Annotated in this window: 13 protein-coding genes and 1 other RNA gene; 5 read left to right on the top strand and 9 right to left on the bottom strand. The window is 35.3% G+C overall.

Annotated elements, in window-relative coordinates:
- Window position 1: 1 nt before the first annotated feature.
- The 5 genes from C1A40_RS17150 to tpx all read right to left on the bottom strand — a co-directional run bounded on the left by C1A40_RS17150 (window position 2) and on the right by tpx (window position 6,067).
- Entirely contained in the window at window positions 2–2,023 is a 2,022-nt protein-coding gene (locus C1A40_RS17150) for an LptF/LptG family permease (RefSeq protein WP_102996959.1), read from the bottom strand.
- Between the two features lie 7 nt (window positions 2,024–2,030).
- Window positions 2,031–2,666, bottom strand: a complete 636-nt coding sequence (lolA1, locus tag C1A40_RS17145) for an outer membrane lipoprotein periplasmic chaperone LolA1 (protein WP_102996958.1) — start codon at window positions 2,664–2,666, stop codon at window positions 2,031–2,033.
- Between the two features lie 11 nt (window positions 2,667–2,677).
- The gene (locus C1A40_RS17140) at window positions 2,678–5,089 is read right to left on the bottom strand and encodes an FtsK/SpoIIIE family DNA translocase (RefSeq protein WP_102996957.1); all 2,412 of its coding nucleotides are present in this window, start codon (window positions 5,087–5,089) and stop codon (window positions 2,678–2,680) included.
- Between the two features lie 110 nt (window positions 5,090–5,199).
- On the bottom strand, window positions 5,200–5,568 hold the full coding sequence (locus tag C1A40_RS17135) for a diacylglycerol kinase (RefSeq protein ID WP_102996956.1): 369 nt from the start codon (window positions 5,566–5,568) through the stop codon (window positions 5,200–5,202).
- A 1-nt stretch (window position 5,569) separates the two neighbouring features.
- Window positions 5,570–6,067, bottom strand: coding sequence for a thiol peroxidase (gene tpx / locus C1A40_RS17130; RefSeq protein WP_102996955.1), 498 nt, complete (start codon window positions 6,065–6,067; stop codon window positions 5,570–5,572).
- Between the two features lie 198 nt (window positions 6,068–6,265).
- Between tpx and katG the strand changes: the two genes are divergently transcribed.
- On the top strand, window positions 6,266–8,473 hold the full coding sequence (gene katG / locus C1A40_RS17125; protein WP_102996954.1) for a catalase/peroxidase HPI: 2,208 nt from the start codon (window positions 6,266–6,268) through the stop codon (window positions 8,471–8,473).
- A 74-nt stretch (window positions 8,474–8,547) separates the two neighbouring features.
- Window positions 8,548–9,018, top strand: a complete 471-nt coding sequence (locus C1A40_RS17120) for an ankyrin repeat domain-containing protein (RefSeq protein WP_102996953.1) — start codon at window positions 8,548–8,550, stop codon at window positions 9,016–9,018.
- Between the two features lie 446 nt (window positions 9,019–9,464).
- Here the strand turns inward: C1A40_RS17120 and C1A40_RS17115 are convergent, their stop codons facing one another.
- The 3 genes from C1A40_RS17115 to C1A40_RS17105 form a co-directional block, all read right to left on the bottom strand.
- Window positions 9,465–10,484, bottom strand: coding sequence for a cytochrome d ubiquinol oxidase subunit II (locus C1A40_RS17115; protein WP_102996952.1), 1,020 nt, complete (start codon window positions 10,482–10,484; stop codon window positions 9,465–9,467).
- A 1-nt stretch (window position 10,485) separates the two neighbouring features.
- Complete coding sequence (locus C1A40_RS17110; RefSeq protein WP_102996951.1) at window positions 10,486–11,790, bottom strand: cytochrome ubiquinol oxidase subunit I; 1,305 nt, start codon at window positions 11,788–11,790, stop codon at window positions 10,486–10,488.
- A gap of 97 nt (window positions 11,791–11,887) precedes the next feature.
- Window positions 11,888–12,922 (bottom strand): glutaminyl-peptide cyclotransferase, encoded by a 1,035-nt coding sequence (locus C1A40_RS17105; RefSeq protein WP_102996950.1) that lies wholly within the window; start codon window positions 12,920–12,922, stop codon window positions 11,888–11,890.
- A gap of 88 nt (window positions 12,923–13,010) precedes the next feature.
- On the opposite strand from C1A40_RS17105, the gene ffs reads away from it, so the two are divergent.
- The 3 genes from ffs to C1A40_RS17090 all read left to right on the top strand — a co-directional run bounded on the left by ffs (window position 13,011) and on the right by C1A40_RS17090 (window position 14,631).
- Window positions 13,011–13,109, top strand: an RNA gene (ffs, locus tag C1A40_RS17100) — signal recognition particle sRNA small type.
- A gap of 195 nt (window positions 13,110–13,304) precedes the next feature.
- Window positions 13,305–13,652, top strand: a complete 348-nt coding sequence (locus tag C1A40_RS17095; RefSeq protein ID WP_102996949.1) for an ISAon1 family transposase N-terminal region protein — start codon at window positions 13,305–13,307, stop codon at window positions 13,650–13,652.
- 34 nt (window positions 13,653–13,686) lie between these two features.
- Window positions 13,687–14,631 (top strand): ISAon1 family transposase, encoded by a 945-nt coding sequence (locus C1A40_RS17090; RefSeq protein ID WP_479685327.1) that lies wholly within the window; start codon window positions 13,687–13,689, stop codon window positions 14,629–14,631.
- 135 nt (window positions 14,632–14,766) lie between these two features.
- Here C1A40_RS17090 and C1A40_RS17085 read toward each other — a convergent pair whose 3' ends face one another.
- Window positions 14,767–15,936, bottom strand: a complete 1,170-nt coding sequence (locus tag C1A40_RS17085; protein WP_102994761.1) for an IS4 family transposase — start codon at window positions 15,934–15,936, stop codon at window positions 14,767–14,769.
- Between the last annotated feature and the right edge of the window lie 201 nt (window positions 15,937–16,137).

The following is a 16,137-nucleotide window of genomic DNA, read 5'->3' as shown; positions in this document are numbered from 1 at the left end:
TTTAATTCTGATTTTTGGAAACTTGGATTAACGGATCATGGATTTCATCCTCTTTCACATCTTTATTAAGCATGCGCTTTTGCACGATATACACAATAAAGAACAGTGGTAATCCAACTAAAATGTAAAGAATTGAATTGGCAAAAACTTCCTTTTTCACATGCTTTTTGAAGTTTGAAAAACTAATAAACGAACGTGAAAGCGCAATGAGGTATACCACTCCAATGACTACACCTGAAATAAATAAGCCTTTTCCAATGGATTCATAATGATTGTTTTCTAAAATTTTACCTACCAATACTAATGGGGTAAAAAATACATAGAGGATAAGCGCAAGATTAGCATCTTCATCACATGCGTTTTTAAGTCGGATGGTTTCATCAAAACGCTCATCAGAATATTCACCAGTAAACTTTAATTGTTGTTTGGTAACGCCTCTTTCATTTAATATCTCTAATGCCGAGTTTTTATATTTAATATCATAATTGTAGTGTTTGTAATTTTTTATGATATCTATAAGTTTGGCATTGTCATAGGTGGTTAAAGTTGTGTACTCATCGGTTTCAGTACTGAAAGTTGACAAGTCCTTTTCCTGAGGCTTAATTTTAATTCCGAATAATTTTTTAAGCGGTTCTAGAATACCCTGGCTTTCAAAAAGTCCACGATCGGCAGTGGCACGTCTGGTTAAAAAGATGCCTAATGGGAGCATGATAAGCGTTGAAAACCAACTGGCCAAAATGGGATTAAAACCACCACTCTTAGCACTGTTTGTTGAGAAAATCCCAATGAAGTGATAAGTTAAAAAAAGTAAAATAGCAATAACCATTGGTAAGCCAATACCACCTTTTCTAATTAGGGCTCCTAATGGTGCGCCTACGAAAAACAGAATTATACATGCAAAGCCCAAGGCAAATTTTTCATGTAAAGAAATAACGTGCTTATTAAGCCAAGTCTGTGAATTTCTAAGACTTTTTTCTTTGGTAGTTAAAATTTGTTGGGAGCTAATAAGTGATTTATTAGCTAAATCTACCAATTGCAGTTGGGTTTTGGTATCAAAAATGTCTAAAATTTCACCAGTATAAACCGAATCTTTATTAATGGTTTTGGAAGGCGCTCGGTAACGCATAAACCCTGTACGCTGATAAAGGTTTTTTGTAAATCCTTCATAGTCCGATTCACTTTTTTGTACTAAAGAGTCGATGGCTTTATTCAAACCAGGAACATCAAGCATGTTGTATTTATCGGTTTGAGATTTATCGTCAAAATCTACTTTATTAAGTTTCGATAAGTCAATGTTCATCAGTTTTTTGTCAAAATTACTCTTAACAAAAGGTTTTTTCTCTCGCGCTTTAAAGGTTTTTGCGGTCACATCATTATAATAATGTCCATCGGTTAAAATAAGGGTAAGCACATTGGAATCTTCTTTACTTGTTAGCTCACCTAATTTGGCTTTTATTACCGTGGCATTGGTTCTTCCATTGCTTCCTTTAATATGAATGGTCACATTATCGAGAAATTGATCGCGATCACCATGTTTTTTGTCAAATTTAATGTTGTAATCGCCCATTTCATTAAACTGACCAACCGCCAATAACATAGCAGGTTTTAGTTTGGCTATATTGCGTCTTAAATTATACGAGTTGTATTCTGCCCAGGGAATGACATTATTTGAGAAAAAAAACGTTACGATACCTAAACCAACAATAAAAATACTTAACCCAGACATGGCACGTTGCAATGAAATTCCTGTAGATTTCATGGCTGCAAACTCATAATTTTCAGCAAAACTACCAAAAACCATAATGGAAGCCAGTAGTATGGTTAATGGAAGTACCAACGGAATTAGTTTTGGCATAAAGTAAAATAGAAATTTTACAATAACGATAATGTCTAAATCCTTTCCAGCCAACTCTTTAATGTATAGCCAGATGGTTTGTAAAACAAAAATCATCATAAGTATTAAAAATACACTGATGAAGGTTTTCAAATAAGACGTGAGTATGTAGCGATCTAGTATTTTCACAAGTTAATTAGTCTAGATTATTGATGTAATAATCTTTGTATTTTGATGCATCAAAAGTAAATACATGATTAGGTAATTGCTCATTGGTATGAAATGAATTTACCGTAAGTTTTGTTTGGGTACCATTATTACCAATTTGAATAAGGTTGTAAATGTGCTTTGTTTGTGCATCAATACCTAAGAGGATATGCTTGATTTCGGAGTTAGAGTCGATAGGTGTTAATTTCATATATTGAATTTTGCGCCCTTTGATATCCTGTTTGATGTCCATTTTATAGGTGTAACCACTTTCGTAAAAAGAAAGCATTTTACTTGGTGTAACAACATCTTTGTCCTGATCGATGTGCGAAGATATGGTAACCTCTTCATCTTCGGTACTTATGCTGTAAAGTTTTTTGCCATCGAATAGTTGCGTTACGCCTAAAATATTTAAGCGGTATTTGTCGCCTTGTAAAATAACATCACCTTTAGTTTCTTGTTTTATATTTTCTGAAGGATTTTCAAGACTATATTTAAAGTCTAAAGAAATATTGTCATAGCTTTTTATTTTTTTTGAAACCTGATTTAATAAGGTTATAGCATCGCTCTGTCCAAAAGCATTAAAAGAGACGGCGATTATAAGTATTACAATAAATTTTTTCATGATTTAAGAAATTAAATTTCGTTTTCTAAGTGTGCATCAAGAGCGATTAAATCGGTGATTAAAACTTGTCTGGCTTTACTGCCTTCAAAAGGGCCAACAATACCAGCTGCTTCAAGTTGATCGATGATTCTTCCTGCTCGGTTATATCCTAATTTTAATTTTCGTTGTAATAATGATGCCGAACCTTGTTGTGCCGTTACAATAACGACCGCGGCATCTTTAAACAGTTTATCTCGGTCTGAGATATCTATATCAAGACTTGTGCCATCTTCTTCACCCACATATTCGGGTAGGAGGTAAGCATCGGGGTAAGCTTTTTGTGAGCCTATGAATTCGGTGATACGTTCTACTTCAGGTGTATCTACAAAGGCACATTGTACACGAATTAAATCGTTACCTTGGGTGTAAAGCATATCTCCTCGTCCAATAAGCTGGTCGGCTCCAGAGCCATCTAAAATGGTTCGCGAATCAATTTTTGAAGTTACTCTAAACGCAATACGCGCCGGGAAATTCGCTTTAATAATACCTGTAATAACGTTAACAGAAGGACGCTGGGTGGCGATAATTAAGTGAATACCAATGGCACGCGCTAATTGGGCTAATCGCGCAATAGGGGTTTCAACTTCTTTTCCGGCGGTCATAATTAAATCGGCAAACTCATCAACCACCAAAACAATGTATGGTAAAAATTGATGTCCGTCATTCGGATTTAATTTTCGAGATTTAAACTTTTCATTATACTCTGCGATATTACGACACATGGCGTTTTTAAGCAGTTCATAACGGTTATCCATTTCAATACAAAGTGAATTTAGAGTATTGATAACCTTGTTGTTATCGGTGATAATGGCTTCTTCACTATCTGGAAGTTTTGCTAAATAATGACGTTCAATTTTGTTGAACAAGGTAAGCTCAACCTTTTTAGGATCGACCAATACAAACTTAACTTCAGCAGGGTGTTTTTTATACAGCAAGGAGGTTAAAACAGCATTTAATCCTACCGACTTACCTTGACCAGTGGCACCGGCCATAAGCATGTGAGGCATTTTAGCTAAATCGACTACAAAAGTTTCGTTACTAATGGTTTTACCTAGCGCAATAGGCAGTTGCATATCGGTTGTTTGAAACTTTTTAGAGGCGATTACCGAACGCATCGATACAATAGTAGAATCTTTGTTAGGCACTTCAATACCAATAGTTCCTTTTCCAGGAATTGGTGCTATAATACGAATTCCTAATGCCGAAAGTGATAAAGCAATATCGTCTTCTAAATTTTTAATTTTAGATATACGAATTCCAGCCTCGGGAACAATTTCATAAAGGGTTACGGTAGGCCCAATCGTTGCTTTGATACTTGCGATACCAATTTTATAATTGTTCAAAGTATCGACAATTCTATTCTTATTTTCTTCGAGTTCTGCTTGATTTATTTTAATGCCTTCGGCGTCGTATTTTTTTAATAAATCGAGGGTTGGAAATTGGAACTTACCCAATTCTAAAGTGGGGTCGAATTGTCCAAAATCTTCAACCAGTTTATTGGCTAAATTATCGGTTTCAGAAAGTTCTTCTTTAACTTCTTCCACTTTAATTTCTAGGGAAGGGTCGTCCTCTTCAGACTCTTCCTCAGTGACTTTAACTTCAAATGATGTAGAAGCTACTTCAGGTTTTAATGTGGTAACAGCTACTTTTTCCTCAACCTCTTCTTTACTTTCTGTTTCGTCTAGCGATCCTTTATAAGCTTCTTTAATAGCTTCGGCTTCTTCAGTTAAATTATTATTTAAAGGGACAACTTGGTTTTCTGCGTTACTTGAAAGTTCGTCCGAGATGTCTTTTTTAGCCGATTTGAACACATTAATAATGCTTTCAAACGTGACTTTAAAACGAATGGCTAAGTAGGTGATGAGTCCAAAAATTAGCAATAGAACTGTACCTGTTTTACCAATGTAATCTTGTAAATAGCTATTAACTTCAAAACCTATAGTACCACCTAAAACATCATTTTTATCACCGAAAAATCCGAATAAAATGGATATCCAAATGATAATAAATATGCCCCAAAACCAATGTTTACGAAGCTTACTGATGCTTAAATTCATTAAAACAAATACGCCAGAAAGAAAAACTAAACCTGAGAATATAAATGAAGAAATACCAAAGCCACGTTGAATGAATAAATCGCTTAGCCAAGCGCCAAATTTACTTAGCCAGTTTTTTGTTTTAACATGGCGAGAAGCAAATTCAGACAAAGCACTTTGATCAATTTTACCTGTAAATAAATGCGATATAAAAGCAATACAAATAAGTAAACCACTAATAACAAGAAAGCTACCTAATACCAGTTTTTGCTGGCTAGATAACTTAAAATTAGGCATTTTAAATTTCTTTCTAGGTGCTTTTTTAGTTTTGGGTTTGCTTTTAGCCATTAATGCGTTTTTGATTCAAAATGTAATACTAAAATACATGCTGCTCTATCATGTTTTCACAAAGCAACAAAAATACAAATTACTAACGTTTATCCTAGAGGTAAAAGTATTTAAAAAAACTTAGGAAGGTAGATGATTAATCCAATGATACAAGCAAAAACAGAGGCTATAAAAACAGCCCCTGCAGCGATATCTTTAATCAAACCAATTTTAGAATGTTGTTCGGGGTGAATAAAATTTGCTATTTCTTCAATAGAGGTGTTTATGCCTTCCATGCTCATAACGAGTCCGATAGAAAGGATTTGTGCCATCCATTCGTAGGTTGAAATATTAAAAATAAATCCGAATAGGGTTGCAATTAAGGCGATAGCGCATTGAATTTTAATACTCGCTTCCGTTTTTAGTAAATAAACAGCGCCCTTAAAGGCGTAACCAACACTTTTTAATCGGTTTTTTAAAAGTGATTCTTTGTTATGCATTTTAAAGCGCTTCTAAAGCAGCTTTGTAATTAGGCTCATCAACCGTTTCACTAACTTGCTCGGTATGTTTTACAACACCATTTTCATCTAAAACAATAACGCAACGCGAATGTAAGGCCTCTAATGGACCATCAACAAAGTTTAAACCGTATGATTTACCAAAACTTCCATCTTTAAAGTCTGATAAACTAATCACATTATCCAGGCCTTCAGCACCGCAAAATCGCCCCTGAGCAAAGGGTAAATCGCGCGAAATACAAAGCACTTTAGTGTTTTCTAAATTACTAGCTTCTTTGTTAAAGGTTCTTACCGATTGCGCACAGGTTCCTGTGTCAACGCTAGGAAAAATATTTAAAACCACTTTACTTCCAGCAAAATCACTTAAGCTTTTAGAAGATAAATCGGTTCCTGTTAATGTAAAATCAGGGGCTTGAGATCCTACTTCTGGTAGGTTTCCCGATGTATGTATGTCGTTTCCTTTTAATGTTACTGTGGCCATTGTTTTGGTTTTTAAATTTTTATAAAATTAGAACAAATAAATGTGAATGAATATAAGAATTTAATTTTTCTATCGTAAAATTTTTATCTATCAGTTTTATTTATTCTTTAATAGATTATTATCATTTGCTTGATATCTTTTAAGGGTGTATATTTAGTAAATTTGTAATTATTCGGAACTATTTAAATCATATTACCAATGGAAAGTTATCAAAATTCTAATTCATCTAAAAGTAATGAAAGCAAGTGCCCTTATTTTGGAGGCGAACAAAAAGTAACATCGGGTAACGGTACACGAAATCGTGATTGGTGGCCTAATGAATTGAAGTTGAATATTTTGCGTCAGCACGCCGTAAAATCAAACCCTATGGGGGAAAATTTTAATTACGCTGATGCCTTTAATAGTATAGACTTTAAAAATTTGAAGCATGAAGTGATGCATTTGATGACAGATTCTCAAGATTGGTGGCCTGCCGACTACGGTCATTATGGGCCGTTTATGATTAGAATGGCCTGGCACAGTGCAGGAACATACCGGGTTGGTGATGGTCGAGGCGGAGCTTCAACTGGAAATCAGCGTTTTGCGCCTTTAAATAGTTGGCCAGATAACGGGAACCTAGATAAGGCACGGTTGCTTTTATGGCTTATTAAAAAGAAATATGGAAAACATATCTCTTGGGCCGATTTATTAATTTTAGCTGGAAACTGTGCTTTAGAATCCATGGGCTTTAAAACCTTTGGTTTTGCAGGTGGACGTGAAGATATATGGGAACCGGAACAAGATATTTACTGGGGATCAGAAGCAGAATGGCTGGGTAACCAAGAACGTTATAAAGACGGCGAGTTAGAAGGGCAATTAGGCGCTGCACATATGGGGTTAATTTATGTGAACCCAGAAGGTCCTAATGGAAAGCCTGATCCGTTAGGTTCGGCCATTGATATTAAAGAAACCTTTGGGAGAATGGCGATGAATGATGAGGAAACCGTGGCATTAGTTGCGGGAGGACATACTTTTGGAAAAGCCCATGGTGCAGCCAATCCAGATGAATACTTAAGTGTAGAACCTGCAGGAGCCGCCATAGAAGAAATGGGTACCGGTTGGAAAAATAGCTTCGGAACAGGGGTTTTAGATGATACCATTACGAGTGGACTTGAAGGGGCGTGGACACCAAATCCAACCCAATGGGACCACGATTATTTTGATGTGCTACTTAACTACGATTGGGAGTTAACAAAAAGTCCTGCTGGGGCTCACCAATGGAAACCAACAGCGGCTTCAAAAGCAAGAATGGCTCCTCGTGCAGGTGATGCTTCAAAAAAACAAGAGCTAATGATGAGTACCGCCGATATGGCACTAAAAATGGATCCTACTTATTTAGAAATATCTAAACGTTTTCATAAAGATCACAAGGCTTTTGAAGATGCCTTTGCCAGAGCTTGGTATAAATTAACACACCGTGATATGGGACCTGTTTCTCGTTATTTAGGACCTGAAGTTCCTCAAGAGGAATTGTTGTGGCAAGATCCAATTCCTAAAGTGAATTACACCTTAAGTGATGATGATGTCGCGACCTTAAAAAATTTAATTTCGAATTCTGGTTTGAGTATTTCTCAATTGGTAACTACAGCTTGGGCTTCAGCGTCAACCTACAGAGGTTCGGACATGCGTGGTGGTGCTAATGGCGCACGTATTAGACTGGCACCTCAAAAAGATTGGGAAGTAAATAACCCACCAGTTTTAGCTAAAGTTTTAGGGGTTTATGAAGATATTCAGAAACATTATAATGGCGAGGTATCTATTGCCGATTTAATCGTTTTGGGAGGTGCTCTAGGTGTGGAAGAAGCAGCTAAAAATGCGGGATATAACGTTAGCGTACCATTTTCTGGTGGTCGAGGTGATGCATCTCAAGAACAAACTGATATCGAATCATTTAATTATTTAGAGCCTCAAGCTGATGGTTTTAGAAATTATTTAAAACCAGATTTATCGGTTTCTGCCGAAGATCTATTAGTTGATAAAGCGAATTTATTAACCCTTACCGTTCCTGAAATGACCGTTTTAGTTGGTGGTTTACGTGTTTTAGGCGCTAATTATGATGGTTCAAAGCATGGTGTGTTTACCGATAAAGTAGGCCATTTAACCAATGATTTCTTTAGTAATATTTTAGATTTCCGATATACTTGGAAAGCGTCTTCTAGTGATGATGCCTTCTTCGTTGGTTCAGAAAGAAAGACTGGTGCCGAAACTTTTACAGGGACTCGTGCCGATTTAATTTTTGGTTCAAACTCAGAATTAAGAGCTGTTGCTGAAGTTTATGGAGCCGATGATGCCCACGAAAAGTTCGTACACGACTTTGTAGCTGCTTGGGCTAAGGTGATGGATCTAGATCGCTTCGATTTAAAATAATTAATATCATGTTTTTTAAATTGGGATAAGTGTACTTTACGCTTATCCCAATTTTATTTTAAATATCTATTCTCATGGAAAACGTAGAAACATTTTTTAGTAAAATTCAATCAGGAAATCTTGAAGCGGTGAAGGCTTTTATAGAAGATCAACCTGAATTAATTCATACTACCGACGCCCGAGGGTTTACTCCTTTAATTTTAGCATCGTATTTTGATAAGAATGATTTGGCAAAAGCCTTAATCGATAAAAAAGCTCCAGTTGATGCCCGCGATGCCATGGGAAACACTGCTTTAATAGGTGTCGCTTTTAAAGATAACCAAGAGGTGGCCAAGTATTTGTTAAATCATGGCGCAGATATTAATGAAAAAAATAATCATGGTGTTACCCCTCTAATTTTTGCTTCGATGTATGATAAGGCAAACATGGTAAAATTTCTATTAGATAAAGGCGCCGATAAAACACTTCGGGATCACGAAGGAAAAACAGCGCTTCAGCATGCAGAATCTGAAGGTTTTGAAGGGGTGATTAGCTATTTGCTATAGGCGGTAAGCTTTATGCTAAATGTGTGTAACTCGTGTCTGGATAATGTTAATAGTTAGATGTAACTTTTAAACCTTAAACTTTTCACTTCCCATATCTAATATTTAACTTCTGTTATTACTAGTCTTGCGAAAGGTTCAGAGTGATATTTCGTGGCATTAGGCAGGGCAGAGTTCTGTCGAGATCTTGAACCCAAAAAAGGTAGATTGGTAGTTAATCATAAATTGTAGCAGGTTGTAAACCACATGTTGTACATCTTTATGAAACTTGTGAAATTCGATTAATGTTAATCGTTTGACGTAATTTTAAAGTTTAAACTTTTCACTTCCCAAATCTTATATTTAACTTCTAATATTGCTAATCCTTCAACAGGCTCAGGATGACATTTCTTGAGTTTAGCTAAGTTAATAATCAATTATAATTATTCATTAATCAATTATAAGTCCTATTAATCGTCTAAAACTTTAATCATTTTAAAAGACTTCATTAAGTGAAATAAACCAGGAAGAATTATCAAGCCGCCAATAATTAAAGAGATACCAAGCACGTTAATTACTTTTTCTGGTGAAGCGGTTTCTAATAAGTTAATGTTTTTGTTATAGGCTATAATAAGCACAGGGAAATGCGTTACAAACGCAGCGACTAAAATTAAAGTAACTTGTATACCTGCTAACAGTCTTGTGGTTACTTTTTTAGCTTTTTTGATGCTTATTATTAATGGAAAAATTAAGATAAAAGAAAGAATAACTAATCCTACCGTTAATGGGTTTTTAATAAAATCGGTTACAAAAGTGATGTTGTGATAAAACCCATAACAGATAACAATAAAACCGATACCAACAACGGCTGCGGTGGCTTTTTCAGATTTAGTAACATACACCTTACGGTCGTTAGCATGCGATTCTCCAATGAGTAAAATGGAAGCTAAAAAGGCACATAGGGATGCAAAAAAGACACCAACTAAAATGGAGAAACCGTTAAACCAAGGCTGTACAAAGAGGTCTATAAAACTATAGTTAGCATAATCATCTGTAATTACGAGTTGTCCCGATAACATAGATCCGGCGGTCATTCCTAAAAAAATAGGTGTCACCAAACTAGAAAAACGAAACATCCAATCGTATAAAATTTGAGATTTATCTTTAAAAGCATCATAATGTCTAAAAACAAAAGCGACGCCTCTCATGGTAATTCCTAGTAACACTAAAGTAAGAGGAATGTGTAAATACACCACCAAAACATTGTAAAATTCGGGGAATCCTACCCATAGTATAACGACTAAAATAATAATCCAAATATGGTTGGCTTCCCAAACAGGACCCATCACGCGATAAATGGTTTTTTTGGTGAGTTGTTGATTTTTTTTAGTAGAAAATAATTCAACAATACCAGCACCAAAATCTGCTCCAGCTAATATCACGTAGAGTAATAACGACACCATTAAAAAAAACAGAACAACGTTTAACATTTTAATACAGGTTTGGGTAGTTAAGTGATTTAATTTGACGCATCATTAGCCAGGTTACAGCAAGTGTTAAGATGCTATATAACCCCACATACATGTAAAAGCTATATATCATACCCGGCATGGGTGTTACGGCATCTTTAGTTTTCATGATGTTGTGAATAATCCACGGTTGTCTACCCACTTCAGTTACTATCCAACCTGCCTCTAAGGCTATGAAGCCTAAAGGTACTAAAAGCGTGAAGATTAACCAGAATTTTCGGTTTGTCCACCATGATTTTTTAACAAGGCTTACAAAAAAAACGAGTCCGAAAATTAAAAGTAAAGTTCCTAAACCTACCATAGTTTGAAAAGCATAATGAACAATAGGTACATTGGGTTGCACATCTATAGGAAAATCGTTTAATCCTTTTACTTCGGCATCAAAATCGCCAAAAGCTAAAAATGATAAGGCTTTCGGGATTTCTATTTTATGTGTAACCTCTCGAGTTTCTGTATTTACAATACCACCAATATACAGAGGTGCTCCTTTTTGAGTTTCATAATGTGCTTCCATGGCAGCCAATTTTACAGGTTGGCGTTTTGCGATATCTTTGGCCGATAAATCGCCACTAATAGGTTGTAAAATAGCAGCTACAGCGCCAAAGGTAATGGCTATTTTAAAAGCTTTTTTATGTAACTCCACATGGCGTCGCTTATAAATTTGATAAGCATGAATGCCTGCAACGGCAAATCCCGTAGCAGTGAATGCGGCTAAAGTCATGTGTAAAGCTTGAGTAAACCAGGCAGGATTGAGTAGGGCTTGAACTGGATCGATATTCACAAATTCGCCGTTTATATAATCAAAGCCTGAAGGGGCATTCATCCAGCCATTAGCCGAAACAACAAGAATCCCCGAAGCAACACCCGATACCCCCACGATAACCCCTGTAAACCAATGAAATTTTTCAGGAATTTTGTCCCAACCATATAAATAAAAGCCTAAGGCTATGGCTTCAACAAAAAAAGCTGCACCTTCTAATGAAAAAGGCATCCCAATTATGGGGCCGGCATGTTTCATAAATTCTGGCCAGAGTAAGCCCAATTCAAAGGATAGAGCCGTTCCAGAAACAGCACCAACTACAAAGAAAATAGCAACACCTTTTTGCCAAGACTTGGTAAGTTTTAAGTAGATGACATCCTTGGTATTTAACCATTTTTTATGGGCTACAATCATAAAAAAAGGCATAACCATACCAACACAAGCAAATACAATGTGAAAAATGAGGGTAAATGCCATTTGCAGTCTTGCGGCATCTAAATTATCCATAAAAGTGGGTTTAATGTATTAAAACAAATATAAAAGATATCGTTCTGTAAACCCTAATTATTTTATGAAATGACGAAAAAACTCCCTAAAAGGTATCTTATTCCTTCACAATTTCAATTTCAAAGAGTTTATCCCAGCGTTTTCCTGTCACAAAAATGGTTTTACTTTTAGGGTTATAAGCAATCCCGTTTAATACATCTAAGCCTTCATGTTGGGTTACTAGGTTTTTTAGTGGGGTGAAATCTACCACCGCAATAACAGCACCATTTTTTGGGTTTATTATAGCCACGCCATCTTTTTGGTATCGATTTGCGTAAATGTTGCCTTCAATCCATTCCATTTCATTGATGCCTATAATTTTTCCTTTGTTGGTGTAAACTTGTATATGATCTTCTTCCACAAGGGTTTCAGGATCTAGAATCCAAATGTTTTCAGAACCATCACTTTTATAAATAGTTTGATCCACATGGCATAAACCCCATCCTTCTTTACTGTTTCCGTATTTAAAAGTGCTTAATTTTTCAAAAGTATTCACATCATACACGAAACCAGTGCCTTTTTGCCAGGTAAGCTGATAAATTTTATCATTTAAAATGGTAAGACCTTCACCAAAATAGGCGGGATCTAAATCGGTGTTTTTTATAACTTCACCAGTTTTATAATCTACTTTTCTAAGTTTCGATTCTTCATATTGACCGGTGCTTTCGTAAAGCGTGTCATTATAGAACTCTAAACCTTGGGTGTAAGAGGTGATATCATGAGGATACTCATTAATTATTTTATAGGTGTAAACCTTAGGCAACTCATGATTTAAAATAGTAACTACCGAAGTTGTTGTTTGTTTTTCACCATTAAAATATACGGTGGCTTCAATGGTATGTTTGCCTAATTTTTTGTCTTCTAAGCTGAAACTTTCAGGAACAGAAATACCATCTAGTTTATAAGAAACCGAGTCTATAGTGTGACCTTTTTTGTTTTCTAAATCTAATTTTAGCGTTTTTTGATTCGATATATTACCTTTTAGAGCATTGGTGATGATAGAAAAATCACTTTTTTTAGGATTTCCATTAGATCCACAAGCGATTAAAGTGGTTGTTAAAATTATGATTATGAATTGCTTAAGTCTTGTCATTGTAATTATGTAATTTAAGGCAAGATATTTATTTAAAATCAGTTTAAAAAATCATTGTGATATTTTTAAAAGGTTGTATATTTGCACTCGGCAAGTCCTACACAACCAGCTCCTGTTGAATCCTCCAGGTCGGGAACGAAGCAAAGGTAAATGGTCGTAGCGGTGTGATGTAGGTAGCTTGCCTTTTTTTGTACCCAATACTCAAATCTTGAACAGCTTTAGTTTCAAGATTTTTTTATTTCTTCACTTCATTTTTATCATATAATGCATTAACTTTTATTAAGCGAAAAAAAGTTAAGATGTGTTGGGTCAAGCACAAAAGGGATCAAGCACAAAAGTTGGGGAGTAAAAATAATTTTATCTTTGGAAAAAATTAAATTCCGTGGAAATTTCTAAAGATTTATTATCCTTATTACTACCTGATTTTCTGGTAGCTCATTTTAGTTTTAAAAGTAGTTCTTCAACAGAAGATAAACTTCGGTTGTATTTCGAAGAGAAGAACATTGTCCCAAATAGTTTTAAAACACGTAAAGTAGAATCTAAAGGTTTTCATAAAGAAATAATTATCGAGGATTTTCCACTTAGAGGGAAACTAGTTTATCTGCATTTAAAGCGCCGCAGATGGCGTGATGTAGACACAAAAGAAACCCTGCAAAGAGACTGGAATAATGTAGCAAAAGGCACTCGTATGACCATCGAGTTTGCCGCTTTTTTAAAAGAAATTAATTGATAATAACAATACTAGCACGCAAACTATAGCTAATTTGTATGGTTTAGATGGTAAAAAGCTACAGCGCCAATATCGAGATTATTTAAGTGAATTTAAAGATTGGGAATACCTTAAGCAATCCTCCAAATGGTTAGTCTACCCTCAAAATATTGGCAAACGATTATCTATAGATGAAATAGCACTTTCACAAGGAGAGTTATACACCGTAGTAACCAATAAAAAAGCCAAAGGTAGAGCAGGTTCTATTGTAGCTATTATTTCAGGAACTAAGGCTGAAGAGGTTATTAAATGTCTTAAAAAGATACCTGAAGGCAAGCGGAGGTTGGTAGAAGAAATAACCTTAGATATGGCCGGTAGCATGAAACTAATTGCAAAGAAGAGCTTCCCAAGAGCCGTGCAAGTCATTGATCGCTTTCATGTACAACAACTAGCTTCTGATGCTGTACAAGACATTAGAGTAAAATACCGCTGGCAAGCTCTAGAACTAGAAAATGAGGCTATAAAGACAGCTAAAAATAATAACTACCAGTATCGAGCAGAAGTATTTAGTAACGGGGATACGCGCAAACAACTGCTAGCACGAAGTAGGTATCTTCTATTCAAAAGTCCTGACAAATGGACTAGTTCCCAAAAGGAAAGGGCAGGAATTTTATTCAAGCAATACCCTATGATAAAGGAAGCTTATGACTTGTCAAACCAGCTAAGAGTAATTTATAATACTTGTACAGACAAAAATATAGCAATGACTAAATTGGCACTTTGGTACAATCAAATTGAAAATAGTGGCTTTAAAAGCTTTAGAGTTGTTATGAACACAATCTCCCTAAATTACAGGGGAATATTAAACTATTTTGACAACAGAAGTACCAATGCGGCGGCTGAATCTTTTAATGCAAAGATCAAAGCCTTTAGACAACAACTTAGAGGTGTGAGAAATAAGGAATTCTTCCTCTTTAGATTAGCACAAATTTATGCCTAGTCCCCAACTTTTAGGACTGATCCGATGTGTTTAAATTGTTAATTTCTATATTTAGAACCAATCCTGTCCTAAACATTTTTGATCTAATCAAAAGTCAACGATTTTACTGGTAATAAGCCATGTTTTTTATCTTTTTCAAAAAAGAACCCCTTGTGTATAATTTTGTTTGGGGGGAGGCTGCTCGTTAAAAGGGCTATCAATCCATTTTTGCAAATCCACTTTGACAAAAAGGTTAAGTCTTATAAAAGCTACTAAATTGGACAAGTACCAATTATATTTTGGATTTGCTTTTAAGGCTTTTAGGATGAGTATAGTAATAAGAGCCGTCCATATTTGTATCATTACGGCATTTTCAGAAGTTCCTATAAACGATTTAATATGTAGCTGTTGTTTGATGTCTCTAAAGAATATCTCAATATCCCATCTAGCTTTGTAGAGTTGGCTAATTGTGTTTGCTGTCCAAGACATTTGGTTGGTAATAAGTTCTATTTCCTGGTTATTTTTATCGTCCCATACAGCTATTCTACGTAGCTTCTTTGGGTATTTTGTTTTTGATTTAGCCCCTGTTAGCTCAATGATTTCATCTTTTAAAACATGATGATGTCTATTTTCTGGCAATTCTTTTTCTTTAATACTCTTAAATTGGATGTTTTCTTTGTGCCTAATTACAAAAAACACTTGGTTGCTGTCCCAAACGTTAAGTAACGAAAAATCATTATAAAATCGATCTGCGACAATAACCGAACGGCTAATCAAAGGAATATCGTAAGCTCCTTTATTATCTGCTGTTTTACCATCGCTAATATTTACATAGTGCGGTAAATTACCATCATAATCAAGCAAGGTGTGCATTTTTACAGCTCCTTTGTGGGTTTTGTATTTTGCCCAATCAAAGAGACTTAAACATAGACTTATCGTTGTAGAATCTAATAGAAATATCTTGGATTTAATTTTGAATTTAACACGTTTTAAGTGAGGGTGCTGTCCAAAACTTTTTAAAAGAACATAGTAGTAATCTCGATAAAGCGTCCAGTCTCGATGTTTGTTTTGATAGCTTATCGTTGATTTAGAAGGTGCTTTCTGTATGCCTAAATGATTAAGGTTTCCTGTGGCAGAGCGAAGTCCATTACTTATATCTCGGACGGATTGACTTTTTGCAAATTGACAAAACAACATGGAGACTAAATGTGTCCAACTATTAAATCCTTTTTGATGTTTATCTGTTCCCTTGGCTTTTACAAGTTTAGAAAAACTAGAACGGTCTAATTTGGAGATTATCTGAGAGAACAATGTTATATTTGTCATGGAGAAAGGTTGTTTTTTGTTGTGCAACTCAAAAATAATATTTTGAGATACAAAATCCCTTTCCCTTTTTAAGCGTTTTGGACGCTATTGATTTAGAACCAAAATAAACCCTAACTAATTTTGAATAACCAAAATAAATGCGGTATTTGAAGAGTTCTGTTCTGTGTTACATGAAGTCTACTGGCATAGTGCAAAGCACCC

It is taken from the genome of Tamlana carrageenivorans, assembly GCF_002893765.1.
Lineage (GTDB): Bacteria > Bacteroidota > Bacteroidia > Flavobacteriales > Flavobacteriaceae > Pseudotamlana > Pseudotamlana carrageenivorans.
This window is presented reverse-complemented; position numbering and strand designations above follow the sequence as displayed.

Bases quoted from the DNA above. Each gene is read 5' to 3' on its own strand.
- katG (WP_102996954.1), top strand. From the start codon at position 6,266: ATGGAAAGTTATCAAAATTCTAATTCATCTAAAAGTAATGAAAGCAAG.
- C1A40_RS17135 (WP_102996956.1), bottom strand. From the start codon at position 5,568: ATGCATAACAAAGAATCACTTTTAAAAAACCGATTAAAAAGTGTTGGT.
- C1A40_RS17115 (WP_102996952.1), bottom strand. From the start codon at position 10,484: ATGTTAAACGTTGTTCTGTTTTTTTTAATGGTGTCGTTATTACTCTAC.
- C1A40_RS17140 (WP_102996957.1), bottom strand. From the start codon at position 5,089: ATGGCTAAAAGCAAACCCAAAACTAAAAAAGCACCTAGAAAGAAATTT.
- tpx (WP_102996955.1), bottom strand. From the start codon at position 6,067: ATGGCCACAGTAACATTAAAAGGAAACGACATACATACATCGGGAAAC.
- C1A40_RS17085 (WP_102994761.1), bottom strand. From the start codon at position 15,936: ATGACAAATATAACATTGTTCTCTCAGATAATCTCCAAATTAGACCGT.
- C1A40_RS17105 (WP_102996950.1), bottom strand. From the start codon at position 12,922: ATGACAAGACTTAAGCAATTCATAATCATAATTTTAACAACCACTTTA.
- C1A40_RS17110 (WP_102996951.1), bottom strand. From the start codon at position 11,790: ATGGATAATTTAGATGCCGCAAGACTGCAAATGGCATTTACCCTCATT.
- C1A40_RS17120 (WP_102996953.1), top strand. From the start codon at position 8,548: ATGGAAAACGTAGAAACATTTTTTAGTAAAATTCAATCAGGAAATCTT.
- lolA1 (WP_102996958.1), bottom strand. From the start codon at position 2,666: ATGAAAAAATTTATTGTAATACTTATAATCGCCGTCTCTTTTAATGCT.